The following is a 12,045-nucleotide window of genomic DNA, read 5'->3' as shown; positions in this document are numbered from 1 at the left end:
CTCAGAGATACGAGTAATGAAAGGCCATTGGCGGATTCGGTCTAACTTCGCGTTTCAGCGGAAACCGCTACGCGGTTCCGCTGAACTTGGGTGTTAGGCGCCGCCATGATCGCAAGTCTGCCGCTTTCTCTTGCCCTCCTGCTTTCCGAGTCTCCGCAGCTGGACGCTCCAAGCGAAGCCAGAATGGAGCTTGTGGTCTACTGCGTTCGTAGCCGGGATGATATTCATTTGATAGTTCGCTACCGCAACGCTTCTTCCAGTGAGGTCCTGATACCGCTATGGCAGGTGCCGGAGCGAGTCAATCGAGGCGGGCTTCAGGTCAGTATCTCTGACTGGGAGACGGGTTCAGATTTCTCACTGATGCCCTTCATGGACGGCGCGCCATTTGGCAATTTGGAGGTCCGCGCTGGACAGGAGATTGAGCGGCAGGCTTGGCTCGACCTCTCGTTGTTTGAGGGCCTGGAGGCGGCGCTGCTACAGGACAGAGATCTGCTTGTACGCTGGCGCTACAGGTGGCGGTTCGCAGATGAACTGGCTTCGCCTGAAGGTTCCCAAGCGCCTAACTCGGCGTTTCAGCGGAACGCACCAGCTGGCGCTGGCGCGTCCGCTGAACTTCGGTGTTAGCCACGGAGCACCGTGCCATGGATCGGAAAGCTCAGCGCTTCAAGAGCAGAATGTCATGGGCCACCGATGGCTGGTTCACCGGTCTGGAGTTTGTCGGCCCTGTTCTAGCCGGCGCCTTGCTCGTTGGTCTAGGTATGCACTTGCTCTCTCAGGAGCTGGCCTTACTGCCCTTACTGCTCGGTTGGAGCCGAATCGCGACTGTCAGCCTTACCATTCTTGCTGGCGTGCTAGTCGCCGCTATAGTGCTGGCAGTCCCGAGCTGGAGGCGCGCAGCTCTCGCAACAGTATTTGCCTTGGGCACAATCGGCTTTCTCGCTGTGGAGGGGCTCGCACATGTTGGTCGTTAGTGACTTCCGCAGCGCGCCTAACTTCGCGTTTCAGCGGAAAACACTGCCTAGCGGCAGCGTTTCCGCTGAACTTGGGTGTTAGCCACGGAGCACCGTGCCATGGATCGGAAAGCTCAGCGCTTCAAGAGCAGAATGTCATGGGCCACCGATGGCTGGTTCACCGGTCTGGAGTTTGTCGGCCCTGTTCTAGCCGGCGCCTTGCTCGTTGGTCTAGGTATGCACTTGCTCTCTCAGGAGCTGGCCTTACTGCCCTTACTGCTCGGTTGGAGCCAAATCGCGACTGTCAGCCTTACCATTCTTGCTGGCGTGCTAGTCGCCGCTATAGTGCTGGCAGTCCTGAGCTGGAGGCGCGCAGCTCTAGCAACAGTATTTGCCTTGGGCACAATCGGCTTTCTCGCTGTGGAGGGGCTCGCACATGTTGGTCGTTAGTGACTTCCGCAGCACGCCTAACTTCGCGTTTCAGCGGAAAACACTGCCTAGCGGCAGCGTTTCCGCTGAACTTGGGTGTTAGGCGCCCATCTATGACGTCTCCAACCTCTACGGACCTTCGACTTTCACTCATGCGCGCGCTTCTAGGCGAGGTACATCCCCAACTGCGTACCGCATCGATCGAGGCTGATAGCCCTGGTCAGGTAGTGCGCGTCCGGTTCGTATATGACGGCGACCCTTTGCCTGAAGTGCGACAGAGTTGCGAGTCTGCCGGAACGGAGTGTTTGGCCGACTTCCCCGCCCCGTGGACCATCGATGAGCAACACATATCTTGTCCGGTTCCTGAGCGGATCCAGAATCTGACCTACCTTGTTTACCAGCGATGCGAGGGTTGGCCAGATGCCTAACGATTCTGCCCCTTGGACCGACGAGCAGCCTGGTTCTATGCTCCATCCCCTTGCGCCTAACTGCGCGTTTCAGCGGAAACCGCTGCGCGGTTCCGCTGAACTTGGGTGTTAGGCAGCAAATGAAGCAGATCGGCTCTGAAATTAAGGTTTGGCTACGTCAGGTCGCCTCCTCGTCGGCCTTGCTCGCAGCATTTGGCCTCCTCATCGCGCTGATTGATCGTGAGAACTTGCCGCCTCCACCTCAGTGGGCCCTTCTCACTGCCTCTTGCGGCGGCTTCATTGGATCATTCGTATACAGATCGCGGAGTGCCGGGGACACACCACTCAGCAAGAGCATGCTATGGCTACTCTCTACCATTTGGGGCGTCTTGTTTCTTGTCAGCGCCGATGCCCTGGACGCTTCGAACTCGGATGGGCCATTCTTGGTTAGCCTTGGGTACGCGATAGTCACCTACGGCGTCATCTCACTCATTTGTTTCATGCCCCAGCGTTGGATCAAGGGCTCTCGCAGTGATGCAGCCTAACTTCGCGTTTCAGGGGAAACCGCTGCGCGGTTCCCCTGAACTTGGGTGTTAGACGGGCCATGCCATACCTACGCGACTTTCAACTAGTACTTCGAGAGCACGACCCAGTGCTATATCTGCGCTTGCGCCCAGTCTGGGATCCGATCGAATTGGAGATACGTCGTTCGATCTCCAGTCGATTTAACTTTGGTGGTGTTGGCAAGATTGTCCTTGAGCTCGGACCCGAAGCTCGACCTTCGCCCGAGTATCGCGTCTTGCTCAATGTAGGCCTTCTCCATTGGCCGGACTTCGACGTGCATAGACACCTGGCTCTCCGTGTTGAGGAGCAAAAGAATGACACTCTTGGCATCGTTGAAAAGGCCATGTCCTCATTGGCAGAGCGCTTCGGTCAGGAGATCCCTTGGCTGGATCGTGCCCTTCAGCGCGCTCGTGATGCACCTCCGAGCGTCTAACTTCGCGTTTCAGGGGAATCCTCTGCGCGGTTCCCCTGAACTTGGGTGTTAGCCCTGCCATGAAAATGATGTACCTCATTGCGGTCGCCTTCGTTCTTGGCTCGTTCGCGAGTGCTCGTTCCGCTCCGCAGTCCATCCCCGTCTGCGCTTCACCGCTGCTTCCTGTCGTTAGCGTTCCCCCAGCGGTCCCACCCAAGCTGCACAATGACTTCGAGGGCAACGCGGTCGTCTCTTTCATCGTCGACCGCGATGGCCGCGTCCATTCTCCTACCATCACCTCATCCGAATGGCGTCCCATTGGCCGTACTCGCCACAACCCACGCGGGCACAACAATGTAATCCTCTCTGCTGTACGGCAATGGCGCTACCCACCACAAGATCAATCCTGCCGTCACTGGGTTCCTTTTGAGTTCAAATTTGACGAAAATTTGGTCTCATCCGCTGGCAAGCCTAACTTCGCGTTTCAGCGGAACGCACCAGCTGGCGCTGGCTGGTTCGCTGAACTTGGGTGCTAGGCCTTCTATGTCAGTACCTGTCGCACGGATCGGGAATGCGGAAGCGGTTACCTCGTTATTCGGCTATTGGCCGTCGTTCCATGACGCCGAGGTTCTCGAGCTAGCAATCTGCCGAGACGGTACGGGCCCGAGTCGAGTCTCAGTCGTTGCTCGGGTTCACGTCTTCGAGATGACCAACCAGGTGAAGCCCGATGGCTACTTCCTCTGCCACAAGCACTCGATTGTCACGCTGGCATTCGACGATGCGGATGAGCTAGTGGTTGAGGGGTTCAATCATCAGAATGCCCTGTCCGAACTGTGTATCGAGGAAAAAGAGCCCAGTGGGCATCTTGCAGTCGCTTTCGAGGGCGCCTACGGCCTTGAGGCGTCCTTTACATGCCACGCGATCCGGGTTGTCTCCATGATTCCGGGCATTCCTGACGCGAGCATATACTCCGCAGAGAAGGTCTAGCGGTTCTTCGAATTCGGTGACGTTCTGCGGCACGCCTTGCCTCACCGACTGGCTCCTGGAGCGGCGTGATGTCTCAACCACTTTCGACAACCCGGCGGCCTAACTGCGCATTTCAGCGGAAACCGCTGCGCGGTTCCGCTGAATTTGGGTGTTAGCCACGTGGAATCGACGCCAGCGCTGAATTCAGAGTCGCTTCAAGCACTAGAGCTCGGTGATGCGGTTCTGACCAGCATTGAGTGGCTCGAGTCTGGCCGGGACGTCGCGTTTGACTTGCAGCACGCAAAGGGCCACTCAATTCGGCTAGTCTGCACTTGGGCTCATTCGCGCCGCTTTGAATTGTCGACGCCGGAGCAGCACGGAGGGCGGCCTCTGCTCTGGGAAGCTGAACTATCCGAGGCCGGTCCGCATGCCAGGTTTCGACTGGACTTCGCGTCAGAAGGCACGATAGACCTCCTATGCAACGAAGTCCTTCTCGAACCACACAGCTTGGGCTCATGACGATCCTGACCCATCCATTCCCAGCCGGCAGGGATCTTCCACGGGGTCTCATGCAAGCGTCTAACTTCGCGTTTCAGCGGAAACCGCTGCGCGGTTCCGCTGAACTTGGGTGTTAGGCCACCTTGAGACCATCTATGACTCACCCAACGATTGCCGGACTCCAAATTGCCGTCGCCGAATCGCTCGCGAGCGTCCCAACCTCTACGGCAGACGAGATCTATGCGCTGTCGTTCTTCATCTACAACGAAGCAGACGACCCCCGCCTACCTACACTCACTGTCGGCTATAACACAGTCGACCAGTGGCGCGCCTCGATTCCAAAGGCTTCTAGCTCCGACGAGGCTAAGTGGAACTACGCCTTTTGGCTTCAGAACGAGCTCTTGGTCTTCGGGGGCTCCGATTCTCCGACCACAGCTGCCGTAGGCCGCTGGGTGGCGGATCTCGGCCTCGGGTACAGCGACGAAGAAGAAGATGCCGACTTTGAGCGCTGCCTTGAGCTCGGCCAGGAGCTAACGGAGCGCTTCGTCGCCGCAGTATGCGACATTGCCTCCACACTCCATTCCGACTCAACCGTCACTCGAGCTCTCGGTCGTCCGGTTCCCATCATCGTTCACGAACTGGAATACTACGACGAGATTGCAGACCAGACAGAAGCCTGCAACCCGCCCGGGCTTGCAGAAGAATTCGTCTCCTGGGTGCGTTCAGGCTGCCGTTAACCAATCGCGGCGGTTCGCGACGCCTCGTTGCGACCCGATTGGAAGCAAACCTGCGAGGTCATATGGTGCACAGTTTCTCCTCAAGCCTAACTTCGCGTTTCAGCGGAAACCGCTGCGCGGTTCCGCTGAACTTGGGTGTTAGAGGTCGGTGCAATGAGACATCTCCAGATTGCAGCGAACGTGCTCCTGGTCTGTGCCGTTCTGTCTGGCTGCGCGCTCCTGGGGCCTAGAGACGGTTACGTTCGAGTGAGCGGACAGACTCCAGCCCAGGCGACGGAGCCGTGCCTGCTTTCCGTTTCCGCCACCGGTGCCCGGCAACCAGCTCACCAGCGTTCGGTCACCGGCACATTTGATGAGGGCTTCGTCATTGGACTGTCCAGCAAGGGACACGATGCTGTACTCATGTGCGAGGGCAAGACTGTTGCCCTTCGGCACTTCAGGTATGGCAGCGACGTACGCATCAATGACACTGTCGCCCTCTAACTTCGCGTTTCAGCGGAAACCGCTGCGCGGTTCCGCTGAACTTGGGTGTTAGGGGGCTAATGAAGATGAGGAAATACGTGAAATTACTCGTTTCTGCTGCAGTACTCGTACTCGCCGCGTGTGCTCACACCACCGGCGCGCCGAATGCTCTGGGCACTTCGGTGTCCGGCCAACATGTGGCAAACGTAACCCGTGATGTCCAAGGCTGGCACAACGTCCAAAACCCCAACTGTCAGTTCGTTCGTGCAATCAAAGCAGCCGTGGTGGAACGCGACACTGGCGGGGTGACAGAGCGATGGACCATCGAGGGCTGCGACGGCAGGCTCTTCGAGTACCACGCGTACATCATGTCGATGGGTGGCGGCATCACGGTTATGGTCTCAAACCCAGATGGCTCGCCCGCATCGGTCGCCCCCTAACAATTCGTCCAAGCCGACGCCGCTTTGCGGCGCGGCTTAACTCAGGTGTTAGGCGACAGGATCCGACGATGCGTAATGTGATGCTTTCCGCCTTGGTAGCTTTCGGCGTCGGTGCGGCCTCACCGACATCTGCGAGCGCCGAGCGCCCCCCGGAGCTAAACTGCCAAGCGGGCCCCATCGAGAAGTCATACGGCGGTGGCTCGTGGTTGGTCTATGCCTGCGATGACAACCGCTCGGCCGTCGTCGTCTCGGCCCAAGACAACCCGGCCACGCCGTTCTACTTCATTCTTTACGTAAGTCCGGACGGCGAAATCCGACTTTACGGTGAAGGCAACGGGGCGAGATCGGCTACGCAGCCAGCCTTTAACGAGTTGAGCAATCTTGATCAGGCGGGGGTCGCAACGCTCGTCGCTGAGGCCAGTGCAGCCAAGGAGCTCCCATGAGCGGCAAGCCGCCTAACTTCGCGTTTCAGCGGAAACCGCTGCGCGGTTCCGCTGAACTTGGGTGTTAGGCGGCAATGGAAGGTGGCCGCAGATTGGTTGAGCAGCGGAAGCTGGAGTTCTTGACCTATAACCCGCGCTTGCGCTGAGCACTTATGAACCGGAAAATTAAACTCTATATTTACGGCACAAGTCTTTTCTGCATTGCAGTTCATGCTTGGTTTTTGACAACAACTACAGCCCCGTTATGGGTCGATTTATTGGTTGCACCAGCGTACATCACTGTTGTTGGATCGACCTTTTACAGTCTTCTGTACGCGATAATTAAGCAGCACGAAAATTGGCTTATTTGGGCCATCGGGCTATTCTTCTTTGGAATCATTGCCGCCCCTTTTCATCTCTATTTCATGGTTTGGAATTCTGAGGCGGATAGGACGTAGATCAGATGGTACGACCGCTAATGTGGTGCGGTCGCCGTTTGCCACCCGATTTTGCGTCGCAGCTCTTGGAGACTGTGTCAATGCAGGACGGGTACCCGTGCGGTGCGCCTAACTTCGCGTTTCAGCGGAAACCGCTGCGCGGTTCCGCTGAACTTGGGTGTTAGGCCCTCATTGGAGATAACGTTGGAGTCCATCGATCCCCTCTTGAGCCAGCTCACCACTATCAAGTGGCTGCTTGCCGCCATCGCTGTATGTGCCTTCGGGGTCGTAGCGATCTTTTTTGTGCTTGCCGCCAACATGATCAGCGTGGGACGGGAGAGTCGTCTCGGTAATCTGAGCCAATACAAGAGCGCAGAACTCGAAGACATGCTCGCCGCTGGCGAAAGCAAAACCGCTAAGTTGACTGCAATGGACTGGCTGTCTTCTCAGCCGAGGCGGCCTGAGGCCCACTGGGCCCTCGCAAAGGCCCACTACCAGCTTGGCGAGTTGTCTGAAGCCAAACAGGTGTTGAGAGGACTGCTGAAGGTTGCGCCGGAGGAACACTATCGAGTGGATGCTTGGCTGGAACTCTTGGAGAATGAGTTCTCCGAGAACCGCCCCAAACCTGTTGCTCCCGATCACAGGTAGCCGATCTTGTCAGGAGCTCCAGTGTGCACAATGACCCCAGCGCCTAACTTCACGTTTCAGCGGAAAACACCGGCTGGCGCCGGCGTTTCCGCTGAACTTGGGTGTTAGGCAGTGAGAGAGCAAGAGCATGACCCGCGCTAAGTCCTTCCTGTCAGGCTTGGAGGATCTTCTCGGTGTAGGCGTTTTGCTCATGGCCTTAGTAGCAGGTGCAGCCACGGTATTGCCGCCGCCTGGTCCCTCGAGCTCCGCCGCTACCGGCTATGTCGTGACCGGCCTTCTACTAGCCTCAGCTGCGCTATTCTTCGCTGCATCTAGGCATCTCGTTCGCACGGGGAGCATCAATGCCGTCCTCCATCTGTCGCCCCTCGTCGCGTTCGCCGGGATCCCAGTCACGGGCATGCTTTTGTCGCAAGCCTAACTTCGCGTTTCAGCGGAAACCGCTGCGCGGTTCCGCTGAACTTGGGTGTTAGCCTTTTACCTGGAGTTTCACAGAGCTAAGGAGTGCTGCGATGTCTCGTTTTGGCTTCACCAACATCTACCTTCAAGCCGGAGCACTGCTGATTCTTGCAAGCTTGGGCTGCTTCGCGTGGATCGTGTTTTTCGCTCCTCCGAGCAACATTGACCCGGCTTGGGTTACGTGGTTCACAAGCGCGAGCTTTCTAGCGGGACTGTTGCTGTATGCGATCGGGCGCGTGGTTGGAATTGTGCGATCCAGAGGTGACGCTAGGCCATCCAGGGATGCTCGTCAGAACTCAAAGACACAGACGACTGCCGAGAGCTAGTCGTGCACATCTATTGGCTACATCGGGGTGAATTCAACCACCAAGTGCGACAACCACCATCAGCCGAATAGCTGTTGTTCTGGGCTTCGAAATCCATAGCGCTTCCTCGGTCGGGTGTTGAGTCGATGGGCGATGGCGTTGCAGTGCCTTTGCGCCACGCCGGACATACTTTCTCCCTTCGGCAGGTACTGCCGGATCAAGCCATTGGTGTTCTCGTTGGTGCCGCGCTCCCAGGGGTGGTGCGGGTGCGCAAAGTAGATCGTGGCTCCGCTGGCTTCCTCCATTGCCGCGTGGCCATGGAACTCGGTGCCGTTGTCATAGGTGATGCTCAGGAACGGGAGTCCTGATCGCCGGATGAGCTCGAGCACTTTCCGATTCAGGGCCTTGGTCGTGCGGCAGTGCAGCTTGCCAATGAGCGTGTAGCCAGTCGCCCGCTCCACCAGGGTCACGATGCAATGCTTGTCGGTAGAGGCCCCAGCGACGGTGTCGCCCTCCCAGTGACCGACCTCCTGCCGGGTTTCCACGCTCGCCGGCCGCTCATCGATCATCCGTTTGCCCTGAAGCCGGCCACGCTTCTCAAGACCGTAGTGGCGCTTTCTGCGCTTGTAGCGCTGGCGCAGTTCCAAGTAGAGCTTGCCTCCTGCGCGCCAGTCGCGCCGGACATGTCGATAGATCGTCTGGAAGCTGATTCGAAACTCGCCCTGCTGGGCGAGGGTTCCAGCAATCTGCTCGGGGCTCCACTGCTGCCGAAGCAGCGAGACCACCCGGGCGTACTGGCCCTGGTCGTGGTGTGGACCTCGACGGCTTCGGCGTAGACGACCGTTCCGCCGCTCCTGCGCTTTGCTCGGGCAGTAAGTCAGACACCTGCCGATCTGGACGCTGTTGCGATGGTATTCCCGGTAGATCGTGCTGCGATGGCAGCCGAGAATCCGGGCCATTTCAGCGACCGGGAGGCCTGCCTTTCGCAGCTTGGAGATCGTGTATCGTTCAAGCACGGTGAGCTGGTGGTACATCATGGCCGGGGCTCCTTTCTCGCCAGATCAGAGACCCGCTCAGTCTGCCAGCTCACCTCTCGATTCCAGGAGCCTGGGTTTGTCGCACTTACTTTGGCAATTTCTGCAGCCTAACTTCGCGTTTCAGCGGAAACCGCTGCGCGGTTCCGCTGAACTTGGGTGTTAGGCCACGTGACGCATCGACCGTTCAAAGTCCTTGTTTTTCTGCACTGCTTGCTAGTCCTAGCTAGCTTCGGAACTCTATTTTTGATCATGTACCAGCACAAACTTCTGGAAGTGGCCGCAGAGGTTGGAAACGTATACTTGCAAGGTGACGATAGAACGCGAGCGGCATTGGACCGGATGGACTCGCTAGAGGAGTACCGAGAGTTCGCTACTATAGTGATAGACGGTAGAACTCAGACTCTGCGGGGTTTCATAGAGCTTTCCGACCAGCTTTCGAGTAATATTCGCTTATTCACCATCGTGCTCCTCATAGCGCTTTTTGGAATTATTGCCACGGGGTTTTTCATTTATTTTCGCCGGCCTGCTTCCAATGTCGCTTTGCGCGCCGACAAAGCCACCTAACTTCGCGTTTCAGCGGAAAACACCGACTAGCGCCGGCGTTTCCGCTGAACTTGGGTGTTAGGCATGATCGAAGTAGGCATCACGCGTATAGCCATCGACGACCAGCAACGGCTTTGCGTCTTCCCCGCCGAAGCGAATCCAAGCCTCTACACCTTCGTGTATCGAGCCGGCGCTGAGATCACTTGGGACACCGGTGGGTACTTCTGCTCCCCGCCACCTCGCGAATGGTCCTACACCCGCTGGCTCGAGCAGCTCATTTCTGCTGTCCGTGGAGAGCTTGGCCTTGAGCTGACCTTGTTGCCAAACACGGAATTTGTTTCAGTTCCGCCCGCAGATATAGACTCCATGCGCGCACTCATGGCCCGCGCGACTTAGCTCAGCAACTGCCTTCCAGAGGTGGCGCAATGGTACTTCCCAGTTCGACACCTCGCAGGCCTAACTTCGCGTTTCAGCGGAAACCGCTGCGCGGTTCCGCTGAACTTGGGTGTTAGGCCCGGGCAAAACATATGAAGCACGCTGATTGGCTACAGCTCATGCAGTTTCCGCCGGAGTGGTCGGACTGGGAGCTTCTCCCGGAGGAGCTTGCGACTATCCAGCTGGCCGGCCATGAGCCAAGCCACATTGGTGCGCCTGAGCATGATCGTCACGGCGCTTTTCAGTGGTGGCTCACGCGCAACCCAAGCTCAGAGATATTGGTGCTGTTAGCCTGGCTCTCGTGGCTAGACCCTGATGAGCCTATGGCCTCATATATCAGGGAGTGCATTGCCAAGCAGCCCAACTGCAACAAGGAGGTGGCAGATGCACTTAGCACTCCATACCGTCGGATCTGACCATTCGTGCGCACAGTCGCGTTTCGCGTGTTGCCGTTCTGAGCTTCTTGTCTTTCGTATTTATTGCCCTGGCAGTCACGTTGCCTCGGTGCCGGCAACCGGTTCGGCCAAGAATCATTCCGCCATGATCCCGTCGCGTCACAAGCCTAACTTCGCGTTTCAGCGGAAACCGCGGCGCGGTTCCGCTGAACTTGGGTGTTAGCCACCTATGCTGATACTTCTCGGCATTTGCCTAATCGGCCTGTCCGTACTGCTGCTGGTACTCGCCCTGGCCGTTCGTTTCGCTGGCGAGTCCAAGCCGCTCAACATGGTCGACTACACGCGCGTGGGCGACCCGGGTGCGCTGCATCGAGCCGTAGGCAATCGCATGTTCCTGCTGCCCGCGCTCATGGCCGCCATCGCTGGTGCCGCCCTACATAGCCCTCAGGCATTCCTTATCGTCGGCGGCGTTGGCACTATGCTGCTTATCGCCGCATTCGCCTGGATACTGCATGTCGCTTCGACACTTCAACGCAGCGTCTAACTTCGCGTTTCAGGGGAAACCGCTGCGCGGTTCCCCTGAACTTGGGTGTTAGGCATCAAATGAAACCGCGCGTCGTTTACGTAGATGTCGATGACACCTTGATTCGTTCCTTTGGGACGAACCGCATGCCTATGGCATCCGTGGTCTCAAGCATCCGGGCGCTTCACGAGGACGGTGCGATAATGTACTTATGGAGCTCGGGTGGAGGCGAGTACGCGAGGGAGTCAGCGGTCGAGCTAGGGATCGAGGACTGCTTCGTGGCTTTCTTACCAAAACCAGATGTCTACATTGACGACCAGTCCTTCGACGAGTGGCGCTACTGTCGACATGTCCTTCCAGGGAACGCCGCAGATGCCTAACTACGCGTTTCAGCGGAAACCGCTGCGCGGTTCCGCTGAACTTGGGTGTTAGGCAGGGCTCCAATGGTTGCGTGGGAACAACTATTGATCGGCCGCAAGGTCACCTTGGTGGAGTCATGGGAGGGCTGCCCGTGTGTTCTGCACCTGACGGATGGCTATCGCCTACAAATTGAGTCTCTATGGCGTCTACGACGGGACGGCATAGTTGTGCTTACGAGCCATGATGACGGCCACTCCTTTGCGGCGCCCGCTTCGGGAAACGCAATCGAAAAGCTATGCGCAGCTCTTGTCGGACTTGAGCTTCAGCACGTAAGCGCACATTCCGGGACTTCAGATTTAACGCTAGAGATGGGCCGTGCAGCGCTACAAGTAGTCTCGGACTCGAGCGGTTACGAGGCTTGGCAGGCGGAAGGGCCTGACGGCACGCTAGCCGTCGGTCAAGGGGGCGGAAATGTGGTCGTCTGGAACTAGTCAGCCTAACTTCGCGTTTCAGCGGAAGTGGTAGTTCCTCCGCTTTAGTGGACACCCTGATCTAACTTCAGGAGTGTCTTTCATGGCCAAGCCAGGTCCACGAACCACGTACCGCTACACCGCTTCGT

At 57.8% G+C, this 12,045-nt stretch carries 12 protein-coding genes; 11 read left to right on the top strand and 1 reads right to left on the bottom strand.

The window, feature by feature from the left end:
- Positions 1–105: 105 nt before the first annotated feature.
- The 7 genes from FU658_RS14125 (at position 106) to FU658_RS14095 (ending at position 7,372) form a co-directional block, all read left to right on the top strand.
- Positions 106–624, top strand: a complete 519-nt coding sequence (locus tag FU658_RS14125; RefSeq protein WP_147892666.1) for a hypothetical protein — start codon at positions 106–108, stop codon at positions 622–624.
- The gene (locus FU658_RS16185; protein WP_484476964.1) at positions 527–1,807 is read left to right on the top strand and encodes a MafI2 family immunity protein; all 1,281 of its coding nucleotides are present in this window, start codon (positions 527–529) and stop codon (positions 1,805–1,807) included. The genes FU658_RS14125 and FU658_RS16185 overlap by 98 nt, the downstream gene beginning before the upstream one ends.
- A gap of 1,498 nt (positions 1,808–3,305) precedes the next feature.
- Positions 3,306–3,749, top strand: coding sequence for an Imm50 family immunity protein (locus FU658_RS14115; RefSeq protein WP_147892664.1), 444 nt, complete (start codon positions 3,306–3,308; stop codon positions 3,747–3,749).
- A gap of 632 nt (positions 3,750–4,381) precedes the next feature.
- The gene (locus FU658_RS14110; RefSeq protein WP_147892663.1) at positions 4,382–4,963 is read left to right on the top strand and encodes a hypothetical protein; all 582 of its coding nucleotides are present in this window, start codon (positions 4,382–4,384) and stop codon (positions 4,961–4,963) included.
- Positions 4,964–5,523: 560 nt separating this feature from the next.
- Positions 5,524–5,865 (top strand): hypothetical protein, encoded by a 342-nt coding sequence (locus FU658_RS14105; protein ID WP_147892662.1) that lies wholly within the window; start codon positions 5,524–5,526, stop codon positions 5,863–5,865.
- Between the two features lie 68 nt (positions 5,866–5,933).
- Positions 5,934–6,308: a hypothetical protein gene (locus FU658_RS14100; RefSeq protein WP_147892661.1), complete on the top strand. Its 375-nt coding sequence runs from the start codon at positions 5,934–5,936 to the stop codon at positions 6,306–6,308.
- Positions 6,309–6,949: 641 nt separating this feature from the next.
- Entirely contained in the window at positions 6,950–7,372 is a 423-nt protein-coding gene (locus tag FU658_RS14095) for a tetratricopeptide repeat protein (protein ID WP_147892660.1), read from the top strand.
- An 841-nt stretch (positions 7,373–8,213) separates the two neighbouring features.
- Here FU658_RS14095 and FU658_RS14090 read toward each other — a convergent pair.
- Positions 8,214–9,170 carry an IS30 family transposase gene (locus tag FU658_RS14090; protein ID WP_147892659.1) on the bottom strand — a complete coding sequence of 319 codons (957 nt, stop codon included), beginning with the start codon at positions 9,168–9,170 and terminating at the stop codon, positions 8,214–8,216.
- Positions 9,171–9,797: 627 nt separating this feature from the next.
- On the opposite strand from FU658_RS14090, the gene FU658_RS14085 reads away from it, so the two are divergent.
- The 4 genes from FU658_RS14085 (at position 9,798) to FU658_RS16135 (ending at position 11,917) form a co-directional block, all read left to right on the top strand.
- Positions 9,798–10,109, top strand: a complete 312-nt coding sequence (locus tag FU658_RS14085; protein ID WP_147892658.1) for a hypothetical protein — start codon at positions 9,798–9,800, stop codon at positions 10,107–10,109.
- A 663-nt stretch (positions 10,110–10,772) separates the two neighbouring features.
- Complete coding sequence (locus FU658_RS14080; protein ID WP_147892657.1) at positions 10,773–11,087, top strand: hypothetical protein; 315 nt, start codon at positions 10,773–10,775, stop codon at positions 11,085–11,087.
- 59 nt (positions 11,088–11,146) lie between these two features.
- Entirely contained in the window at positions 11,147–11,446 is a 300-nt protein-coding gene (locus FU658_RS16140; protein ID WP_147892656.1) for a DUF705 domain-containing protein, read from the top strand.
- 63 nt (positions 11,447–11,509) lie between these two features.
- Positions 11,510–11,917: a DUF6188 family protein gene (locus FU658_RS16135; RefSeq protein ID WP_425477624.1), complete on the top strand. Its 408-nt coding sequence runs from the start codon at positions 11,510–11,512 to the stop codon at positions 11,915–11,917.
- The last annotated feature ends 128 nt before the right edge of the window (positions 11,918–12,045 follow it).

It is taken from the genome of Alkalisalibacterium limincola (assembly GCF_008017755.1).
GTDB lineage: Bacteria > Pseudomonadota > Gammaproteobacteria > Xanthomonadales > Xanthomonadaceae > Alkalisalibacterium > Alkalisalibacterium limincola.
This window is presented reverse-complemented; position numbering and strand designations above follow the sequence as displayed.